The 19,939-nt window shown below is 50.0% G+C and carries 18 protein-coding genes; 14 read left to right on the top strand and 4 right to left on the bottom strand.

The annotated features are described in order from the left end of the window. Window positions 1-302: 302 nt before the first annotated feature. Window positions 303-947 carry an A24 family peptidase gene (locus BLQ36_RS07670; protein WP_074515053.1) on the bottom strand — a complete coding sequence of 215 codons (645 nt, stop codon included), beginning with the start codon at window positions 945-947 and terminating at the stop codon, window positions 303-305. 293 nt (window positions 948-1,240) lie between these two features. Between BLQ36_RS07670 and cpaB the strand changes: the two genes are divergently transcribed. From cpaB to BLQ36_RS07620, 10 genes are all read left to right on the top strand, one after another. Further along, complete coding sequence (gene cpaB / locus BLQ36_RS07665) at window positions 1,241-2,239, top strand: Flp pilus assembly protein CpaB (RefSeq protein WP_318260953.1); 999 nt, start codon at window positions 1,241-1,243, stop codon at window positions 2,237-2,239. 1 nt (window position 2,240) lies between these two features. Further along, window positions 2,241-3,935, top strand: a complete 1,695-nt coding sequence (locus BLQ36_RS07660) for a type II and III secretion system protein family protein (RefSeq protein WP_074515052.1) — start codon at window positions 2,241-2,243, stop codon at window positions 3,933-3,935. 20 nt (window positions 3,936-3,955) lie between these two features. Next, the gene (locus BLQ36_RS07655) at window positions 3,956-4,789 is read left to right on the top strand and encodes an AAA family ATPase (RefSeq protein WP_143558710.1); all 834 of its coding nucleotides are present in this window, start codon (window positions 3,956-3,958) and stop codon (window positions 4,787-4,789) included. 27 nt (window positions 4,790-4,816) lie between these two features. Then, window positions 4,817-5,947, top strand: a complete 1,131-nt coding sequence (locus BLQ36_RS07650; RefSeq protein WP_074515050.1) for a P-loop NTPase — start codon at window positions 4,817-4,819, stop codon at window positions 5,945-5,947. Beyond that, window positions 5,944-6,918 carry a type II secretion system F family protein gene (locus tag BLQ36_RS07645; protein ID WP_074515049.1) on the top strand — a complete coding sequence of 325 codons (975 nt, stop codon included), beginning with the start codon at window positions 5,944-5,946 and terminating at the stop codon, window positions 6,916-6,918. The genes BLQ36_RS07650 and BLQ36_RS07645 overlap by 4 nt, the downstream gene beginning before the upstream one ends. 65 nt (window positions 6,919-6,983) lie before the next feature. Continuing rightward, window positions 6,984-7,181, top strand: coding sequence for a Flp family type IVb pilin (locus tag BLQ36_RS07640; protein WP_074515048.1), 198 nt, complete (start codon window positions 6,984-6,986; stop codon window positions 7,179-7,181). Window positions 7,182-7,237: 56 nt separating this feature from the next. Beyond that, window positions 7,238-7,738: a TadE family protein gene (locus BLQ36_RS07635; protein ID WP_074515047.1), complete on the top strand. Its 501-nt coding sequence runs from the start codon at window positions 7,238-7,240 to the stop codon at window positions 7,736-7,738. 16 nt (window positions 7,739-7,754) lie between these two features. After that, entirely contained in the window at window positions 7,755-9,161 is a 1,407-nt protein-coding gene (locus tag BLQ36_RS07630) for a CpaF family protein (RefSeq protein WP_074515046.1), read from the top strand. After that, window positions 9,161-10,105 (top strand): type II secretion system F family protein, encoded by a 945-nt coding sequence (locus BLQ36_RS07625; RefSeq protein ID WP_081342277.1) that lies wholly within the window; start codon window positions 9,161-9,163, stop codon window positions 10,103-10,105. The genes BLQ36_RS07630 and BLQ36_RS07625 overlap by 1 nt, the downstream gene beginning before the upstream one ends. A 27-nt stretch (window positions 10,106-10,132) precedes the next feature. Next, window positions 10,133-10,492: a DUF192 domain-containing protein gene (locus BLQ36_RS07620; RefSeq protein WP_074515045.1), complete on the top strand. Its 360-nt coding sequence runs from the start codon at window positions 10,133-10,135 to the stop codon at window positions 10,490-10,492. Here BLQ36_RS07620 and BLQ36_RS07615 read toward each other — a convergent pair. Then, a complete protein-coding gene (locus BLQ36_RS07615; RefSeq protein WP_074515044.1) occupies window positions 10,489-11,715 on the bottom strand; it encodes a TadE/TadG family type IV pilus assembly protein in 1,227 nt (408 codons plus the stop codon). The genes BLQ36_RS07620 and BLQ36_RS07615 overlap by 4 nt on opposite strands. A 145-nt stretch (window positions 11,716-11,860) precedes the next feature. Continuing rightward, window positions 11,861-12,448, bottom strand: coding sequence for an AAA family ATPase (locus BLQ36_RS07610; protein ID WP_074515043.1), 588 nt, complete (start codon window positions 12,446-12,448; stop codon window positions 11,861-11,863). Window positions 12,449-12,791: 343 nt separating this feature from the next. On the opposite strand from BLQ36_RS07610, the gene BLQ36_RS07605 reads away from it, so the two are divergent. The 4 genes from BLQ36_RS07605 (at window position 12,792) to BLQ36_RS07595 (ending at window position 18,450) form a co-directional block, all read left to right on the top strand. Next, entirely contained in the window at window positions 12,792-13,700 is a 909-nt protein-coding gene (locus BLQ36_RS07605) for an exopolyphosphatase (RefSeq protein WP_074515042.1), read from the top strand. 127 nt (window positions 13,701-13,827) lie between these two features. Then, complete coding sequence (gene gyrA, locus BLQ36_RS07600; protein WP_074515041.1) at window positions 13,828-16,257, top strand: DNA gyrase subunit A; 2,430 nt, start codon at window positions 13,828-13,830, stop codon at window positions 16,255-16,257. A 212-nt stretch (window positions 16,258-16,469) separates the two neighbouring features. Then, window positions 16,470-17,066: a cache domain-containing protein gene (locus BLQ36_RS13595; RefSeq protein ID WP_318260952.1), complete on the top strand. Its 597-nt coding sequence runs from the start codon at window positions 16,470-16,472 to the stop codon at window positions 17,064-17,066. Next, window positions 17,047-18,450, top strand: a complete 1,404-nt coding sequence (locus BLQ36_RS07595; RefSeq protein WP_318260951.1) for a methyl-accepting chemotaxis protein — start codon at window positions 17,047-17,049, stop codon at window positions 18,448-18,450. Before BLQ36_RS13595 ends, BLQ36_RS07595 begins: the two co-directional genes overlap by 20 nt. A 60-nt stretch (window positions 18,451-18,510) precedes the next feature. Here the strand turns inward: BLQ36_RS07595 and BLQ36_RS07590 are convergent, their stop codons facing one another. Beyond that, window positions 18,511-19,743 (bottom strand): NAD(P)-dependent malic enzyme, encoded by a 1,233-nt coding sequence (locus tag BLQ36_RS07590; RefSeq protein WP_074515040.1) that lies wholly within the window; start codon window positions 19,741-19,743, stop codon window positions 18,511-18,513. Window positions 19,744-19,939: the final 196 nt, after the last annotated feature.

The raw sequence follows: 19,939 nt of genomic DNA, 5'->3' as shown, positions 1-19,939 counted from the left end.
GCGTTCTCGTTGGAAAAGCAGTTTCGTCCAAGCGAAGCGCGTTTAACTGTTTTCCAACTCTTAATTAAAAGGCAAAAATTTCTTGTAGCGGGTTGTCACCGAGTGGAGCGTTGGTACTGGGGCCCCCGCCACCGGCGACTTACCTCGAACACGAACTGGGTAATACTCCCCTGCAAACTGTAATTGGTAAAAAGTACGTTGATCATTTAGCAGAAGCCCTCATAAGTCAGATTAATCAATCTAACTTATGAGGGCTTCTGTCTTTTATGTAAACGTAAAGGTTTTTTACTGTCCCTTTTTGCTTAATAGACGGTGATGATTATCGTTATGATGGTGAAGTATGGACCGTAGGCGAAGTATTCATTTCGCTTTTTCTGGCCGGTAAGGAGCAGCAGTAGGGCGGCTATTCCGCCAAGGATGAGCCCGGTGATGGTAATGGCCAGCAGTGCATCGGTGCCAAGCCAAAGTCCCAGAGAGGCGATGAGCTTGATATCTCCCCCACCTATTCCACTTCGCGTCAGAATGGAAATCAGCAGGAAAAGGGCGCCGCCGGCCACTGCTGCCAGTCCATGATCAAAGACTGGCTTATCCATTAGGATGGTATAGACGCCGCCAAGTAGCGCAAAGGGCAGCAGCATATTGTCAAAGATGACCTGCTGCTCAAAATCGGTAAAGGTATAGAGCAGCAGCAGGTACTCAAAGGCGAAGAGAAAATAGAGCTGGAGCGGAAGTATGCCGGGATGGCGCAGGGCGGTCAGGGAAAACAAAACGCCGAGCAAAAAGGCCAGTCCTTTGTGACGAATAAAACTGCGTTTAGCTATGTCATGGGGAAAGGTGAGAATGGCAGGTGATGCAGCGTAGAGTTTATCAATCCAGCGATTGCCTCCAATGCTCAGGAAAACCGCTAGGATAATAGTCATAAGCAGCAAAATAATGGTATCTGTCATGAATTAATCCTCTTTTCATTTTATATTAATCTCCTTGAACATAGCATATTTGGTAAAAAAAGTAAATGAAAGCAAGTTCCTTATTTTTGCTATATTTTTAGTTAATTTATGACATTTTATGCCTTACTATAGGGAAAATGTATAAGAAATAAGAGGAAAATATTAAAAAAATTTAATAAAAATCATTCTATAACACGAAGAAGTATGTTATACTCATGTTGTTATTTAGAATTAAATTAGGAAAAATAATAGGACTTTTAGACTGAAACTTAATAACGGGGAGACTTTCGTAAATGTTGAAAATGCCTAATTCATCGGGAAATTTCAAGGATTTACTGGACAAGATCACCTACCGGCAATGGGTTATTATGGCGGTTATGTTCAGCTGTTTTATGGGATTGCTCGTCTACTTTTCGCTATCAGGAGTGGATTCCAATACGAAGAGTGCGGGCAAGGAATTGAAGGTCAAAGTAGTTGTGGCCAAACAGGATATACCGGAGCGTACCATCGTCAAGGACGATATGCTCAAGGTAGTGGAAGTTCCGGCGGATATTGTGCCGGAAGGAGCTTTTGGCGATGTAGCGGAGGCGATGGATCACCCTGCCAGTACGGCAATTCAGCAGGGGGACATTGTGACGGACAAGAAGGTTTATACCGATGTCCGCATGGCTGGGTTTACCGGGACGATTCCGCCGAACTGCCGGGCCGTGTCGGTGGCCATCACCGATATAACCGGTGTTTCCGGCTTTGCTAAACCGGGGGACTACGTCGACATCATGGTTATCAGTGGCAAAAAGGAGGATGGCATCAAGGGCGAAGTGTTGATGCAGAATGTTTTGCTGCTGGCTATCAACAAAGTTGGCGAAGAGGCCGCTAAAACTGGCGACGAAAAGAACAGTGACGAGAAAGATAAGTCGAAGGACAAGAACGAAGGGAAAATCGAGGGTTCAAAAGATGCTATGGCAACGGCAACCGTAGCCCTGCCCCTCGATGAAGCGCTGAAATTGGCCGTTGCCTCCCAGAAGGGAACGATCTATCTGGTATTGCGTCCGTATAATCCAACGGATTTGTTTACCCTCGACAAGGATTATTTTATACCAGGGGACAAGAAATCGGTACCGCAGCAGCCGCAGCAAACGCAACCGACAGCGCCAGTAGTGACGCGCACCGAGCCGGTTCACTATACCCCACCGGCCCCGGCGAAATTGCCAACCAGACCGGTAACGGCGGATTATGGAAACAGCATCGAAGTGATACGCGGTGTGGATTCTAGTAAAGTGGGGGTAAATTAACATGATGCAATGGAAAAAAGCCCTCGCTTTTGGAATGGTGGCGGCAACGGCTGCCTTAGTGGCACCGGCGCCGGCTTATGCCTATGTCCAGCCAATCTGGCTAGGGGTTAATCAGTCTTACTACCTCAATACCGGCAGTGGTATCTCCCGGGTGGCTGTGGCCAATCCGAAGATTGCGGATGTGAAGATTCTCGGGGCAAGTGCCTTAAATGTCGTGGCCTTTGCACCGGGAACTACAACGCTGAACATTTGGACCAAGAACGGTATGCGCCAGGAGTACAGCGTTACGGTATCCAAAGAGGATAAGGGGCTCGCGGCTATTATCGAAAAAGCGATTGACCTGCCCCATGTAGAAGTAACGATGGTTGGCGATCGTGTCCTGCTCAAGGGGCATGTCGAAAACCAATACGAAAAAGAACTGGCTTTTAAGATTGCCTGCTTGTATGTCGGGGATGACACAGTAGCGCAGACGAAAAAAGTGACGAAAAAGATGCAGGATAATGTGTCTGGTATTGCTTCGAATATCGAAGGCGATGAAGCCATCGACACCAGCGCCAGAGTCGTAAACCTGCTCGAGATGACGAATCCGGACCAGATAAATATCGAGGCCATGGTCATCGAAATCAATTCCGATGCGGCCAAGCAGCTCGGCGTCGAATACAGCTCGCCGTCGAATGTCGAGTACAATCAGGACTCCAATTGGACGAAGGTTACCAATGGTTCTACCGGTTCATTTTATGCCGGCGAAACCTATGGCAAGACACGCGACCAGGGAAATCACTGGTATAACCGCAACTGGCTGTTTACCCATTTTTCCAAGATAAATGCCGATATTCATGCCTTGGTCAATAAAGGCAAGGCTCGAATCATATCCCGCCCGAATATTACCACGATGAGCGGCAAAACGGCCGGCATCCTTGTGGGCGGCCAGATTCCCGTGCCGATGAAAAGCAACGATACGGTATCGGTTGAATACAAGCCCTATGGCATCCAGCTCAATCTCGTGAAGCCGGCCGTCGATAACGACGGCAATATCACGGCCGATGTGCAGGCGATTGTCAGCCGGCTTGACTGGTCCAATGCCGTTACGGTAAATGGGTTTAATATGCCGGGACTAATAACGCGCCAGGCAACGACAGTCGTCAACATTCCGACTGGCATGACCATGGCCATCGGTGGTCTGCTGAACTCGGAGGACAGCCAGACCATCAGCAAAGTGCCGCTTTTGGGCAATATCCCGGTCGTTGGGGAACTCTTTAAGTATCACAACAAGTCACGGCAGAAATCGGAAATCATGATACTGATTACCCCGCGCGTAGTCAATGAGCAGACGCGTACCAGCATGTCTGACAAGATGAAGGACGCGTATATCGAAAGCCGCCGTGAAAAGCAGAAAATGCCGTCGGTAGACCTCAACGAGGAGCTGCCGCCCAAGCAGGAAGAAAAGAAAGAAAAGCCGGCAAAAACGAAAAAAACGCCCAAAGTGGCGAAAGAAACAGCGGCAGAGCCGCAGCCACAGGCTGGCAGTTTTGCCGAGCGGCTGGCGGCTTTGCGCCAAGAGATAGCCGAGGAAAAACAGGCCGAAGAGGCTGCGGCGGCTATAAAGCCTGCTGTGGTCAAAGCGCCAAAACAAACGTCTACGGTTTATTCGCTGGATAATATACAGAAACCTGAAGTGATTCAAGGGGCGCAGTAAGGCAGGAGGGAGACATCATCATGCCAGATATTGAAAAAGAAATCCATGGTGCGGTGTTTACTTTTTTCAGTACGGCTTCTGCCGTTGGAAAGACGCTTCTCAGCTGTAATATGGCGTCTGAGCTGGCACGCCAGCAAAAGCGCGTCTGCCTGGTGGATTTTGACCTTCAGTTTGGCGATGTCTGCAACTATTTGCAGCTGCTGCCGCAGCGGACGCTGGCTGATGTCCAGCAGGTCATGCTCATGCAGGGCGAAAATTGCCATGTAGAAGAATACCTGACCCCTTATGAATACGGCGGAGTAGTGTTCTACGTGCTGGCGGCGCCGAAGAAGCTCGAAGAAGCCTATAACATCCAATCGGATTACGCCATCAGGGCCATCCGCCAACTGCAGACCAAGTTTGATTATGTCATTGTGGATACGACTTCGATGTTCAGTGTGCTCAATCTGGCGCTGCTGGATTTATCGACTATCGTGACGTTTTTGGGCATCGTGGATTTCATCCCCACCATCAAGAATATGAAAATCGGCAGCGATACACTCAATGACTTGAACTACGATAAACACAAGATTCGCATGGTGCTCAACCGGAGCAATGCGAAGACCCGCATCGGCATCGATGATGTGGAAAAGCTGCTCGGAGAGCCGTTTTACCATATCCTGCCCAATGATTTCCGGGCGGCCAGCCAGTCCATCAAAGAGGGCATCCCGCTGGTACTCAAACAGGAACGCACCGAACTCGGTGAGGCACTGCGCGACCTCGTAGCCCGTTATACGAATCAGGGCTATGAAGAGAGTGACGAAGGGATGGACGACTATGTTGGGGAGTCCTGGCTCAGCCGCATTTTTGGCTAAGACGCTTACAAGAAAGGAGGAAGTCCGATGAATAACCGCGTACTGCTCGTAGAACGCGACCGCCTGATGCTCGAAAAGCTCACGCAGGTGGTGCAGGGAACCAATGGATTCGAACTCGTAGCCCGTTATCAGTCGATAAGTGATGCGCTGGGGCAAGGGGCGATATTCAATCCGAATCTCATCCTGCTCGATATCGAAAAACAGAATTCCGTGGCGCTCATTGCAGACTTCCTCAAGGTATATCCTAAGGCATCCATTCTCTGCATGGGCGAGAAATGGCAGGCCGAAAGTGCCAGCCATATCGTCAAAGCCGGCGCCCGCGGGTATATCATAAAACCCTTTACCGGGGTAGAGTTGCAGGAGGCGGTAGATACCTTTGCCAAAATGGGTTCGGAGAGCGGCTGTGAAACCTTGGTATTTTTCAGCCCGAAGGGCAAGAGCGGCAAGACTACCCTGATTGCCAATCTGGCGGTAGCGCTGGCCCGTAAAACCCATGAGCAGGTGGGTATTATCGATGCGGATTTGCAATTCGGGGATATGGCGGTGTTCTTCAATCTGGCGCCGAAATCGACCATTGTCGAAGCGGCCCGGGATGCCAAGTTCCTGTCGCCAATAAGCCTGCATTCCTACTACATGCCCGTGACCCAGAATGTCAGCGTGCTCTGCGGTACTGAGACGCCAAATTTAAGCGACAAGGTATCGATACGGCGGCTGGAAAACATCATCAGCATGAGCCGAAGCCTTTTCCGCTACCTGCTGATTGACGTGCCGCCAGGGTTTAATCCCACGAGCATTGCGGCGGCGGAGAAGTCCAATACCACCTTTATGGTCAGCATGATAAACGACGCCTATGAAATCGACCATACGAAACGGGCCTTGGAGGTTTTCAAGGACTGGGAGGATTACGAGGAACGGGTGAAGGCCATCTTTACCCGGGTGGAACCCTGCAACAGCCAGTCGAAACAAAGGCTTTCCGACAAGCTGGGGTATCCCGTAACGGCCATTATCCCGAACGAATACGCCATCGTTTCCGATGCGGCGGATAATGGCAAAATGGCCAGCGACATCCGGCCGGACAGCCCGTTGGCCAGAAGTGTAGACCGGCTGGCTGATGAAATCACCGGCCGTGGCCGTAGAATCAGGTGGGACAAGTCATGAGAATTATCCTAGCATTAGCCGTCACAATCCTTTGCCTGACGATGTTTCTGATGCTGCTGCGCATCAAGGCGCGGGAACATAAAAACATCGTCAATCGCATGGAGTACTTCTCAGGCAATGCGGTGAAACTCCGGCAGCAGCAGCTCCGGCAACGGCAACGCAAAAAAGTCAAAGGGCAGTTCCGGGAATTTGTCCGGAAAGCCGCCCAAAAGGTGCAAAATATCCAGAAGGGAAACCAGCTGGACTTCAAGATGCAGCAGGCCGACTGGCCGCTCTTGGGGTCTGAATTTGAAGTCATCCTGGCAATCTTCGGAGTTTTTTGTGCCATCCTCACACTGGCAGCCACGCTAAATCCGTGGATAGCTTTAGCGGCAGGTTTTGCCGGTGTGATTCTAGGTCTCATACTGCTGGATATCAGCATAAAACGAAGACAGAAAGCCTTTACGAACCAGCTTGGAGATATGCTGACCATGGTGGCCAATGCCCTGCGGGCGGGATTCAGCTTTATGCAGGCCTTTGAGCTAATCGCCCGGGAGATGGACGCGCCAATCGGCCGGGAAGTCCAGAAGGTGGTCAATGAGGTAAATGTCGGTGCAACCCTGGAGACGGCTCTGGAGAACATGCAAAAACGCGTGGAAAGCCCCGACTTTGAGCTCGTGGTCACCGCCGTGCTGATTCAGCGCCAGGTGGGAGGCAATCTCGCCCAGATTCTCGACACCATCAGCGGAACGATTCAGGAACGGGTCCGCATGCGGCGGGAAGTCATGGCTTTGACGGCCCAGGGCAGGATGTCGGGCATCGTGCTGGCCTTACTGCCGGTAGCCTTGGGGTTGTTTTTGACAACGGTAAGTCCCGACTACATGCGGCCTTTATTTGAGGAGACCGCCGGGCGGATTGCCATCGCCGTGGCCGTCGTCATGGAGATTATCGGCTTTTTGGTCATCCGCAAGATTGTCGATATCAAAGTGTGATATGTGATGCCCTTTGGGGTTTTACATAAATATATTATTCTATTTTTTTAAGGGAGGAACTTAATATGAAGGAGATTCTTGAGTATCTGAAAGCACGTTATCTGAGTGAGAAAGCTCAGGGTATGGTGGAGTATGCCCTGATTGTCGCTTTCATCGTTGGCGTTGCTGCAGTTGTATTTGGTAAGGGTGGGGATTTCCAGGCTGCTGTAAGTGCAGGATTTACTAAAGTAAAAACATCAGTTGAGGGATTTACTGCTAATTAATCGATATAATTATTTTTCTTGTAGATAATATTATGTTTTTAGAGAGGTGACGGTAGATGCGTTTGTTTCAAAAGGGCCAGAGTATGGTGGAATTTGCCGTCACCTTTCCTTTTTTTCTATTCATAGTTTTAGCCGTTGCTTATTTTAGTTTTGCCTTTGCCGATTACCTGCAATTGACCTATATTGCCCGCGACAGTGCCCGTGAGGCGGCCATCGTTTCGGTAGCCTCGAAAGACAGGAACAATAATACCCGTAGTGAAAAGGATAAGCAAAAAGAGCGTGAGGGAAAATATCAGGCAATCTGCAACAAGTACCGAAATAAAGTCTTGATTTCAGACGTTTATACCATGGGGAATTTTTCCATCACATCAAAGGATGACGATGTGTTAGTCAAGATAAATGCCCCGTTGAATGAGCACTCCGTATTAGGCAATACGATAAATACCCTATTGAATTTCTTTGCGAAGGAAAATGAAAACGACAACAATAAAGTGAAAGCTTTTGATATAAATATCCAGTACAAGATGTATAACGAGAAAAATGTCGATAAGTCATAATGGGAGGTGAGATACGATGTCGCTACTTACGCGCCTGGGGCGTATGGATGGGAAAAACAGGCAGGTTATGATTTTTTCCTCCCATGAGGAAAATCAGGATATGGCGGAGGAGGCTTCCTACCAGAATATCAAGCATCGTATCCATCAGCGCATCGTCGAGGAAATGACGCCGGATGAACAGCGGGTGCTTTCCTCAGTCAATCAAGATGCCCACCAAGTGGAAACGGTCATCAGCAAATACTGCCAGGAAGTCATGGAGGAAGAGCCGTTTGCCGTTTCCCGCGGCGAGGTAAAACACCTCATCGAGGACATTCAGGACGAGATGTTAGGGCTGGGGCCTATCCAGTCGCTGCTGGATGATGATTCCATTACCGAGGTCATGGTAAATGGGCCGAAAAAGGTATTTGTGGAGCGCTTGGGTAAGCTGGAATATACTGATGTGAAATTCCACGACAACGCCCATCTCATGAATATCATTGAGCGCATCTTGACGCCGCTGGGGCGCCGGATTGATGAATCTTCACCATTAGTAGATGCACGTCTTGAGGATGGTTCCCGTGTCAACATCATCATTCCGCCGCTGTCCTTGGTGGGGCCGGCCATTACGATTCGTAAATTTTCCAAGAAGCCACTTACGGTGGAGAATCTGATTTCCTTTGGCACGATGGATGAGAAAATGGCTACCTTCCTGCGGGCCTGTGTCCGGGCGCGCATTAATATTTTAGTATCGGGCGGTACTGGTTCTGGTAAGACCACGACCCTCAATGTTATTTCCTCCTTTATCCCGGAACGGGAGCGCATTGTCACCATCGAGGATGCTGCCGAGCTGCGGCTCCAGCAGGAGCATGTGGTGACGCTGGAGTCCCGGCCGGCAAATATTGAGGGCAAGGGGCAGATTACCATCCGCGATTTGGTGCGCAACGCCCTGCGCATGCGCCCAGACCGCATTATCGTCGGTGAGGTTCGAAGCGGTGAGGCCCTCGACATGCTGCAGGCCATGAACACTGGTCATGATGGTTCGCTGACGACGGCCCATGCCAATAGTCCCCGGGATGCCTTATCCCGTCTTGAGACTATGGTGCTTATGAGTGGGTTAGAACTTCCCGTACGGGCTATCCGCGAGCAGATTTCCTCGGCTATTGACCTCATCATCCAGCAGTCCCGCATTCGCGATGGCAGCCGCAAGATTACGTATATAACGGAAGTTCAGCATATGGAGGATAACACGATTACCACCCAGGATATCTTCCGCTATGAGCAGACTGGTTTTGATGAAAACGGCAAGGCCATCGGCCATTTTGTGCCGACGGGGCTTCAGCCGGGATTCCTGGATAAATTCGAGCTTAACGGGGTGGAACTTCCTGAGGATTTCTTTATGCCTAATGGCGGCAGTGCTGAGATTTATGACAGGAGTGTATTTTGATGATGGTTGCTCTTTTTGCATTTTCGGTCTCACTCCTCGTATTTCTGGGATTGTTTGGCCTGATAGAAAAAAAGATTCGCCCCCAGTCGCAAATCCATCAGCGTATCCTGAGCATTCAAGACCATGGGAATCTGCAGCTGCCAGCTGATAAAAAGTTGGTGGCAAAGCGAAAAACGCTTAAGGATATTCCGTTTGCTAAGCGCGTAGTTCAGCCATTGAGGCAGTCAATCGCCCGGACGATGACCCAAATGGCACCGAAAGAGTGGTATGCCGTCATTGCGGCCAGGATTTCCATGGCGGGCAAAGCTAAGGAATGGACGGTGAATGAATTCGTCTTTTCGTGCTTGTTAGGCGCAGGCGCTATGTTTGGATTGATATTTATGATGACCTGGAATGGTCATTATGCACTGGTTCAAAAGATGATGTTTTTGATTCTGGGCAGCCTGCTCGGTGGTGCTATGCCCGTTGTCTTTTTGAATATCATGATTCAAAAGCGGCAGGCGGCCATCCAGCATCAATTGCCGGAGGTGCTCGACCTTCTCTGCGTCAGTGTTCAGGCCGGACTATCCTTTGACGCGTCCCTGCGCAAGATTACCGACCGCATGAAGGGGCCCTTTGTGGAAGAATGCCAGCGAATGCAGGAGGATATCCGCATGGGCATGGTGCGGCGGACGGCTATGCATAATGTGGCCAGTCGCTGCAAGGTGCAGGATGTTTCGCTGTTTATGACTTCGCTTATCCAGGCGGAACGGCTCGGTACGAGTATGGGCAAGACGCTGAAAAATCAAGCCGATAATATCCGCGAGCGGCGGCGCCAGTATGTAAAGGCAGAAGCCATGAAGGCACCGGTAAAGATTATCTTTCCGTTGGTAATGTTTATTTTCCCGGCTTTGTTCGTCGTGGCGCTGGTACCATCGCTGTTGTCGTTGATGAAAAATCTGTAAAATTCTATAAAGAAAGAAGTGCTCGGTATGAAGATTTTATCCTTACAAGTAACGGGCGCTGAAAAGAAAAAAAATCCGTTACTTCAGATTGAAGTAGCGGATTCTTTTTTTCGGCGTTTTTTAGGTCTTATGGGAAGAAAGAAATTAGCGCAGGGGACAGGTTTATTAATCGCTCCCTGCAACAGTATCCACATGTGTTTTATGCGGTTCCGGATAGATGTTGTCTATCTGGATAAAAATTACCGGGTGGTAAAAACCGCAGAAAACATTCATCCCTGGATTGGCTTTTCCTGCTGCCTGAAAGCCTGGGCCGTTATCGAACTTCCAGCGGGGGAAATCAAGCGGCTGGGAATAGCGGAAAATATGGTATTTCGCGCTGTGAATTAACTCCAATCAACATCACTGTCATCGGCGAGCGAAACATCGGCGGAAGCAGTGCCGCCATCGCCACCGGAAATGTCGGGGGATTCGTGGGTAAAGGTGCGGCTCGAAGACTGTATTTTGACGTTTTTAGAAGCCAGGGAACCATAGAAATTGATTCCGCTAGGGTTCCAGTTCAATTCGCCGGCATTTGGCGCATAGATTGCCGCGTGCAAAGTAACATCCGAATTGCTGTCGGTTTCGATGGCGAAATTGTCATAGCTTAGATTGATATAGAGCAGTTTGCAATTGATATCTTTTTTGACAATTAGATTGCCGGTTCCCTTGGTGACGATGAGAATATGCGTAGCGTTGGGGTCCGAATCAATTGGTCCATCGAGCTCAATGCGGCTGACGATTTTATCGCCATCGCCACTGCCATCGACAAAGATTACTTTTGATTTGGAAAGGTCAGAAGAATGCAGGGTTTGCGAGTGGATGTCGTTCTGCATGGATATCTTTTTTGTGGAGCTGGAATTTTTCAGTGATTCGATATAATCCTTCAGGGATTTATTTTTCGAATCATCGAGCGGTATGGCCAGACTGCCGTTATAATAGTCATCACCGCTTGGATTCCATTTCCTTCCAGATGAGTCTTGCAGATTACATTCATCAGTTCCTGAACTATTGATATCATGTTTTATATCTACAGAGGCATTCTTATTGGTATGGATGATATTGCCATTGAACTCTTTCTGGTTGGAATTCACAACATAAAAAGAGTTCTCGAATGTTACGAGGTTGTTGAATAGCGGAAAGGTTGGCGAGGTGCTTTCCGTGTAGATTTTCGCATTGGCATGGGCGGATATTTCCATGAACTCAAAATTAAAATACCGCAGGAATATCATCGGTACTTTTTCCGTGAGTTTAACCACATAATACTGGGTCTTTTTCGGATTGCTTTTGCTTTTCTTCACGGCAAGATAAGGGTCATCACTCAGGGCGTATTTTTGATTATCTTTGATCAAGGCTTTTGCTTTTTTGTCGGCGGTACCCTTATCGAATTTTCCGTTAAGCCGCATCTTTGCGCCGCCTAGAGCAGCCGCATCAGCAGAGTTTTGCAGGATGGATTTGTGGAGGTATACATTGCCAAAATCGATGGCGATTCCGGTGAAGGCAATCAATAGGGGAAATATCAAAGCGGTCAATGCTAAAATGGCGCCTTTTTGCTGTCGATATTTTGCTATCATAATCCAACCACTTCCTATTAATAAATTTTTTATATCCGTATAATATTTTACCCTTTTTCTCCTGTTTTTTGAAGAGAAAAAGGGCGTTTTTTAATAGAAAAACCGCCAGACAATGTCTGGCGGTAAATCAGTATTGGAGTCGTTATTATATCATGGCGTCGAATTCTTTTTGCGGCACGACGGTGGTGAGCCCCATAATGGTCAGGAGCTGAGCAAGTGCGTCCTGGGGTTCACCGGTGTTTTTGATGACGTGGTCCGTTATCTTCCAACTGTCGAATTCCTTATTGTTTTCGGCGTATTGGAGGTGGTATTTTATTTCGTCGTTGGTGTAGCCTTCGTTTAGCATGCGGTCTACCAGGGTCATATAGTCAGCCATGAGATAGACCGTAACGAGTTTTTTCCGGATGAGTTTGTTAAGCTGCTTGATACCGTTGACTTCAAGAATCATGACGCTGATTTGGTGGTCCTTGAGAGAATCGAGGATATCATTCTTGCGAATGCCGTAGGAATCGCCTTTGTGGGTGAATTGGATGACCAAATCCAGTTGCTTAAACTGTTCGCGGCTCACGCTGCGATAGAGTTGCGCAAATTTTTTATTGGCTCTTCCGCGTTCGGAAAAAGCATAAGTGGTATACGTGGGGATGAAATGAATTCCCATAGCAATGAGCTTGGAAGCTATGGTGGACTTGCCGGCGGCATGGGGGCCGACAAGTGCATAAATCCTATTCGTCATAATATCTGCATCCTTACTGTTCCTAAAAAATTTTTGGCAAATAAATTCCATCTTTATTTTAGCATAGGTGCGGGCAATACAAAAGCGGGAACAACCGAACGTTCCCGCTTTTGCCGCCTCTATACCTTCTGCCTACACCCACATATACAATATGTAGGTGTTCTCCCATAAATATAATACAACATTTGCGAAGTGATTTCAATAGGGGGAGTTTGTAAAATTTTATACAAAAAATATGTTAAGTTGTAAAGGGATATGGTTTTGTATGACGAATTACTACAATTAAGAAAATTTATAGTCTAACCGCAGAGAACAAGAACCAAGATGATAGGAGACGAAGGAAATGCTTCATGGAATCATAGATATTGGCTCGAATACGGTACGCATGGCAATTTATTTGATAGAGGGCAGTCATATAGAGCTGCTGCTCAAGAAAAAGCATACAGTGGGACTGGCAGGTTATCTGCGAGATGGCATGATGCAGCAGCAGGGCATTGATAAGGCTGTGGAGATTTTGGAGGAGTTCAAGTCTTTTTTGGCAACCTTCCGGATAACAAATGTTTCGGCCTTTACGACGGCGGCCCTGCGCAATGCGAAGAACAGCCGGGAGGCCGTCAGCCAGATTGAGGAGCGGACAGGCCTTAAGATTCGGGTCATTACCGGTGATGAGGAAGCGACCTTTGACTTTATCGGGGCTACGCGAACCCTGCAGTCTGAGGATGGTTTATTGATTGATATTGGCGGCGGCAGTACGGAGATTGTTACCTACCGCAACCGCAAGATTGAGTATAAGACCAGCCTGCCCATGGGGTCGCTGGCCTTTCGCACCCAGTATGTTGCAGGACTGCTGCCGACTCTCACGGAGTGTATGCAGATGGAGGCAGTGGCAGAAGAGATACTGTCTGGTGCCACAGAATTTGCCGGTATCCAGGTGGATGGGATTGCCGGCATCGGCGGAACCGTCAAGGGGGCAGCGGCCCTTTACAACATCCTATTCAATCAGCCGGCTGCCAATACCCGCATGGAGACGAAGCGCCTGCGGACTATTATCGGGGATTTTGTCAGTGACCATGAGCTGACCCAGGAAATGACCATCGCGTTGATGCGGGCAGTACCGGATCGCATGCATACGATTATCCCCGGGCTGGTCATTGCCGATGTGCTGGCCCGTAGATTCAAAGCGAAGGGGATTACCTACAGTGATTCCGGGGTTCGGGAAGGATATATTTACGATCAGATTATTGGACGCTGATTCATTGGCTTTTTTAGCGAATATATGGTAAAATAAAACAGTATGGATTGATAATTCAAGGGCCCGGCTGCTCATACGGCTGGGCTTTGTTTTTGTAAGGAAGTACTATTTGTTTTGAGGTGAGATTGTGGATTTTGGTCATGGAAAGATAGTCCCGGTCAATCTGGAACACGAGATGAAGAACTGCTACATCGATTATGCGATGAGCGTTATCGTTGCCCGTGCTCTGCCAGATGTCCGTGACGGCCTGAAGCCGGTACACCGCCGCATTCTTTATGCGATGCAGGAAGCCGGTATGGGCTCCAATAAGCCGTACAAGAAATCAGCCCGTATCGTCGGCGAAGTTCTCGGTAAGTATCACCCCCATGGTGATTCCTCCGTTTATGACGCTATCGTGCGCATGGCGCAGGATTTCTCCATGCGCTATATGTTGGCTGACGGCCACGGCAACTTCGGTTCTGTTGATGGCGACCCGGCGGCTGCTATGCGTTACACCGAGGTTCGTATGTCGAAGATTTCCGAGCTCATGCTGCAGGATATCGACAAGGATACGGTTGAGTTCGTACCGAACTACGATGAGTCGATGAAGGAGCCGTCGGTTTTGCCGGCGAAGTTCCCGCAGCTGCTGGTTAACGGTACCTCTGGTATTGCCGTGGGCATGGCGACGAATATTCCGCCGCACAACATGAGCGAGGTTATCGACGGCACGCTGATGCTAATCGACAACCCGGATGCTACCGTTGAGGAACTCATGACGGTCATCAAGGGACCGGACTTCCCGACGGCTGGCCTTATCCTTGGTTCCGAGGGTATCCGTCAGGCCTATACTACGGGTCGCGGCATCATCAAGATGCGGGCCAATGCCCACATTGAGACCATGTCGAATGGCAAGCCCCGCATTATTGTCACGGAGCTCCCCTACCAGGTCAACAAGGCCCGCCTTGTGGAAAAGATTGCCCAGCTGGTTCGCGATAAGCAGATTGAGGGCATCACGGACCTGCGGGATGAGTCTGACCGCAATGGTATGCGGGTGGTAGTGGATCTGCGCAAGGATTCCAACCCGAATGTCATCCTGAACCAGCTCTATAAGCACACCCAGCTGCAGGACAGCTTTGGTGTCATTATGCTGGCACTGGTTGACGGCAAACCGCAGGTACTTAACCTCAAGCAGGTTCTGCACTATTACATCAAACATCAGGAAGATGTCATCACCCGCCGGACGAAATACGAGTTGGCTAAGGCTGAGGCCCGGGCTCATATCCTGGAAGGTTTGACCATTGCCCTCGACCATCTGGATGCCGTCATCACCACCATTCGTGAGAGCCGCACGGCAGATATCGCCCGCGAAGCCCTGATGTCGGGCTTTAAGCTCAGCGAGAAACAGGCCCAGGCCATCCTGGATCTGCGTCTGCAGCGCCTGACCGGTCTCGAACGGGACAAGATTCAGGAAGAATATCAGGAAGTATTGAAGGCTATCGAGGAGTACAAAGCAATCCTGGCTGATGAAATGCGCATCCTGGCCATCATCAAAGATGAGCTCAAGGCTGTCAAAGAAAAATATGGTGATGAGCGCCGTACGAAGCTCACCATTGATACCTCTGAAATTGATGTGGAAGACCTCATCGCAGAGGAAGACGTGGTCATTACGCTCACCCACAATAACTACATCAAACGCATGCCGCTGGATACCTACCGCCGCCAGAATCGCGGTGGCAAGGGCATCAAGGGAATGGGAACGAAGGAAGAGGATTTCGTCGAGAACATGCTCATCACGACGACCCACCATACGATTTTGTTCTTCACGACCCGGGGCCGCGTGTACCATCTGAAGGCTTACGAAATTGCCGAAGCAAGCCGCCAGGCCAAAGGAACGGCCATTATCAACCTGCTGCAGCTTGAGCAGGGCGAGAAGATTACGGCGGTTATTCAGGTCAAGGGATTTGACCCGGACCGTTACCTCTTCATGGCAACTCGTAAGGGTATCGTCAAGAAGACCAGCCTGTCCGAATTCAGCAACATGCGCAAGGTTGGCCTGATTGCCATCAACCTCGATGACGATGACGACCTTATCGGCGTCAAGTTCACCGATGGCGAAAGCTATCTGATGCTCGGTACCAAGAGCGGTAAGGCGATTGCCTTCTCCGAGGACGATGTCCGCGCTATGGGCCGCACGGCTCGCGGTGTCAAGGGAATCAGCCTGGGCATGGGCGACGAGGTCGTCGGCATGGATATCCTCACGCACAATGCTGAGGTCTTGACGGTAACGGAGGGCGGCTATGGCAAGCGTACGCCGACCGATGAATACCGCAGCCAGACGCGCGGCGGCAAGGGCCTCATCAACATGAAGGTTACGGATAAGACGGGCTATGTCATCGGCATAAAAGTCGTTCGTCCGGACCAGGAGCTCATGCTGATTACGACGGATGGTATTGTCATCCGCACCAATGTCGAAGATATCTCCGTTATCAGCCGCAACACGCAGGGCGTTAAGCTCATGAGCACGGCGGAAAACGATAAAGTCGCTTCTATGGCTACGATGGATCAAAAGAACGACTAATCGCATAAAAACGATGAACTGTAAAAGGGCAGGTTCTGTGGGAACCTGTCCTTTTTTTTGCTGTCCAAGAAGAAAGTGTGAATTTTCTAATAGCGAAAAGGAATTTTTGTGAAGGGTGTCGAAGTAATGCGTATGAGGAAAGCTGGAGGAGAGTTTTGTCCATTCTTGATAGAGACATTTTGCTATAGGATGAGGAAGCGAGGTTGAAAAAGATGGGGATTAGGCAGAAATTCTATGTTTTGGCTGGTATCATCGACGCATTGATGGCGGTGATATCCATCATTGGTTTCTATACGGCGGATACCAATCTGGAGCGGGCCGTAGAGCAGGAGCTGACGGCAACGATGGGAGATGCAGCTTCCCAGATGGATGGCTGGCTGCAGGCTAAGGGGAATTCGGCCCAGCATGTGGCCGATTTACTGACGGAATTCAATGGCGATGAAACCAGGACCAAGAGCATTGCTTCGTTAGCCATTGGGGCCTCGGATAAAGAAATCCTCGACATCAATGTGGGGATGGAGGATGGTTATTTTGCTTCGTATCGTACCCAGAACAAGAGCACGGGCACGCTGGATCCGCGAACCCGTCCCTGGTATAACGATGGCAAGCAGGCCGGGACGATGATCTTTACGGACCCTTATGTGGACAAGAATACGGGAAAGCTGGTTGTCTCAGCGGTGGCTCCCTTTAAAAAAGACGGACAGTTTGCCGGTAACATCTGCACGGATATCGATTTGGCGGTGGTGGATGCCCAGGTTGATAAGTTAAAGTATCATGGGGGAAGCCGGCATGGCAGCCGTTGCGGATAAAAACGGCATGATCTTGGGCATTGGCACCGATGAAGCCATTGGTTCCAAGTTCCAGGATTTGCCTGGCATTGGTAACCATTTCGATGAAATGCTGGAAAAGGGCAAAGGGGTATTTGTTTTTGACAGTCCCCGGGATGGCAAGATGATTTGCGGTTATACGGTAGTGCCTAGTACAGGCTGGCTGCTTGCAATGAGCGTTCCCTATGACTACGTATTTTCCTCGGTTACGACGCTTAAAACGGTATATGGCATCCTGACCATCGTAGGGCTTATCCTGGTTTTGGCAACGTGCTTCCAGTTTGCAGGACGCATCACGCGGCCACTGGTGGCCTTAGAGGCCCAGGCAGGGGAAATGGCCAAGGGCAACCTTGGATTGAAGGCACTGCCGGTGGAATCCCATGATGAAATCGGCTCCCTTACCCAGGCTTTTAATACCATGAATGAGAATCTGCGCAATCTCATCACCCAGATGGCTACAACGGCAGAGCAGGTGGCGGCGTCTTCTGAGGAGCTCACGGCTAATGCCCAGCAGTCGGCGGATACGGCGGTGCACGTGGCGGAAAACGTCGGTGAGGTCAGCGCTCAGGTGGCCCAGCAGCTCGACGAAGTCGACAAAGCAAAACAGAGTGTGGATGGGGTTTACCACGATATCGATGTAATGTCGGAAAAGGCGGTACAGGTAACCGTGGCATCGACCCATACAGCTGAGGCTGCCAAACGCGGTGCCAGCCTTATGGAAGAGGCCATCAGCAAGATGGGCTCTATCGAAAAGAGCGTTATGGAATCGGCAGCTGTTGTCAAGGCTTTAGGCGAGAATTCCCAGCAGATTGGCCAGATTGTCGAGGCCATTTCGGCCATCGCCCAGCAGACCAATTTGCTGTCCCTCAATGCGGCGATTGAGGCAGCTCGGGCTGGAGAGCAGGGCCGCGGCTTTGCTGTCGTGGCTGAGGAGGTCCGGAAGCTGGCAGCTGAGTCCCAGGAGTCGGCGGAACAGATAAAAGAGCGCATTTCGTCGATTCAGAAAGATACGGCTCAAGCCGTCGAGTCGATGCAGAATGGCACCCAGGAGGTGACAAAGGGAACGAAGGCCATCCGTGATGTGGGCGAGCAGTTCGAGGACATCATGGCAAAGGTCGATGACATCAACCAGCAAATGTCGCAAATCAATGAGTCCGTAAACAAGGTATCGGCTGGAGCGGAGCAGATTGTCACCGCCGTCGATGCCATCGATGGTGTCAGCAAGAAGACGGCGGAAAATACCCAGACGATTTCCTCGGCAACGGAGGAACAGTCAGCCTCCAACGAGGAGATTGCTGCCGCTTCCCAGGCCCTTTCGACCCTGGCTGGCAACATGCAAAATGCCGTAAATAAGTTCAAAACCTGATGACAGGCAAGCAAAAGGAGTATGTCCAGTGGCGGACATACTCCTTTTGCTATTCGTTGCTTAATGGGCAAGAAGCTGGCGCGTGTGCTCGGCAACTTGCTCTGGGGTAAGGGAACGGTCGCGGGCGACGCCGGTCTTGCGGGCAGCCTGGGCTACGGCGGCGGCTACTGCCGGTGCCACTTCCGGATTAAAGGGGCTGGTGATGATGTGGTCTTCATTCAGTTCCTTTTCCCCGATAAGGCTGGCGATGGCCTGGGCGGCAGCTACTTTCATTTCTTCGTTGATTTCGCTGGCACGGACATCGAGCGCACCGCGGAAAATTCCCGGGAAGGCCAAGAGATTGTTGACCTGATTTGGGAAATCGCTGCGGCCGGTGCAGACGATGCGGGCGCCGGCTTCCTTGGCAAGCTGTGGCAGGATTTCTGGTTCCGGGTTGGCCATGCCCATGACGATGGCGTCGTTGTTCATGGTGCGGACCATATCCTGGGAGACGCAGCCAGCAACGGATACGCCGATAAAGACATCTGCCTTGCGGATTACAGATTCTAAGGGGCCAGCTTCGTGTTTGGGGTTCGTGATTTTAGCGATATCTTCTTTGTAGGGATTCATGCCGTTGGGACGGCCTTCATAGATGGCACCGCGGGAATCACAGAGGATGATATTGCGGCCGCCAGCACTGTAAATGAGGCGGGTGATGGCTTGCCCGGCGGCACCGGCACCATTGACGACAAATTTGGCGTCCGGGAAGTTCTTGCCCGTGAGTTTGAAGGCATTGATAAGGGCGGAGACCACCACGATGGCCGTGCCGTGCTGGTCATCGTGGAAGACCGGGATATCCAGCGTTTTGCGCAGTTCCTTTTCGATATCAAAGCACTGGGGGGCTTTGATGTCCTCCAGATTGATGCCGCCAAAGGTGGGGGCAAGAAGTTGTACGGCTTTGATTACTTCCATGGGGTCTTGAGTGTCCAGGCAGATGGGGACGGCATCAACACCAGCAAAGCCCTTGAAGAGGACGGCCTTGCCTTCCATGACAGGAAGCCCAGCCCCAGCCCCGATGTTGCCAAGGCCCAAAACAGCCGTGCCGTTGGTTACGACGGCCACCATATTGCCTTTGGCTGTGTAGTCGTAGATTTTCTGGGGATTGTCGTGAATCTCCAGGCAGGGGGCAGCGACGCCAGGCGAGTAAGCCAGGGTTAAATCCTTGGCACTAGTCAGGGATACTTTGCTCTTTACTTCCAGTTTTCCCTGATGTTTTTTATGTAAGGCCAAAGCCTGTTCGTTAATATTGCTCATAAAGGAATCTTCCTTTCTATCTTAATGAAATTTAGTGAAAATGATTGTTATTTTTATAGAATAAATTATAGTAGTCTCAATATTTTTTTCCAATATGGATTTTTCATAAGGGGATAGTTTTTTTTTATAGCCACACAAAAAAGAAACGAGGCAGGGAAATTGCAGTTTATCGGTTAGTGCGTTCAAGTTCGAGGCA

Origin of the sequence: Selenomonas sp. WCT3 (assembly GCA_900100835.1) — a bacterium.
Lineage (GTDB): Bacteria > Bacillota > Negativicutes > Selenomonadales > Selenomonadaceae > Selenomonas_A > Selenomonas_A ruminantium_E.
The sequence above is the reverse complement of the archived record's forward strand: the minus strand, read 5'-3'. Positions and strand labels throughout refer to the sequence as shown.

Coding starts and splice junctions, on each gene's coding strand:
- BLQ36_RS07670 (WP_074515053.1), bottom strand. CDS start 947: ATGACAGATACCATTATTTTGCTGCTTATGACTATTATCCTAGCGGTT.
- cpaB (WP_318260953.1), top strand. CDS start 1,241: ATGTTGAAAATGCCTAATTCATCGGGAAATTTCAAGGATTTACTGGAC.
- BLQ36_RS07660 (WP_074515052.1), top strand. CDS start 2,241: ATGATGCAATGGAAAAAAGCCCTCGCTTTTGGAATGGTGGCGGCAACG.
- BLQ36_RS07655 (WP_143558710.1), top strand. CDS start 3,956: ATGCCAGATATTGAAAAAGAAATCCATGGTGCGGTGTTTACTTTTTTC.
- BLQ36_RS07650 (WP_074515050.1), top strand. CDS start 4,817: ATGAATAACCGCGTACTGCTCGTAGAACGCGACCGCCTGATGCTCGAA.
- BLQ36_RS07645 (WP_074515049.1), top strand. CDS start 5,944: ATGAGAATTATCCTAGCATTAGCCGTCACAATCCTTTGCCTGACGATG.
- BLQ36_RS07640 (WP_074515048.1), top strand. CDS start 6,984: ATGAAGGAGATTCTTGAGTATCTGAAAGCACGTTATCTGAGTGAGAAA.
- BLQ36_RS07635 (WP_074515047.1), top strand. CDS start 7,238: ATGCGTTTGTTTCAAAAGGGCCAGAGTATGGTGGAATTTGCCGTCACC.
- BLQ36_RS07630 (WP_074515046.1), top strand. CDS start 7,755: ATGTCGCTACTTACGCGCCTGGGGCGTATGGATGGGAAAAACAGGCAG.
- BLQ36_RS07625 (WP_081342277.1), top strand. CDS start 9,161: ATGATGGTTGCTCTTTTTGCATTTTCGGTCTCACTCCTCGTATTTCTG.
- BLQ36_RS07620 (WP_074515045.1), top strand. CDS start 10,133: ATGAAGATTTTATCCTTACAAGTAACGGGCGCTGAAAAGAAAAAAAAT.
- BLQ36_RS07615 (WP_074515044.1), bottom strand. CDS start 11,715: ATGATAGCAAAATATCGACAGCAAAAAGGCGCCATTTTAGCATTGACC.
- BLQ36_RS07610 (WP_074515043.1), bottom strand. CDS start 12,448: ATGACGAATAGGATTTATGCACTTGTCGGCCCCCATGCCGCCGGCAAG.
- BLQ36_RS07605 (WP_074515042.1), top strand. CDS start 12,792: ATGCTTCATGGAATCATAGATATTGGCTCGAATACGGTACGCATGGCA.
- BLQ36_RS13595 (WP_318260952.1), top strand. CDS start 16,470: ATGGGGATTAGGCAGAAATTCTATGTTTTGGCTGGTATCATCGACGCA.
- BLQ36_RS07595 (WP_318260951.1), top strand. CDS start 17,047: ATGGCAGCCGTTGCGGATAAAAACGGCATGATCTTGGGCATTGGCACC.
- BLQ36_RS07590 (WP_074515040.1), bottom strand. CDS start 19,743: ATGAGCAATATTAACGAACAGGCTTTGGCCTTACATAAAAAACATCAG.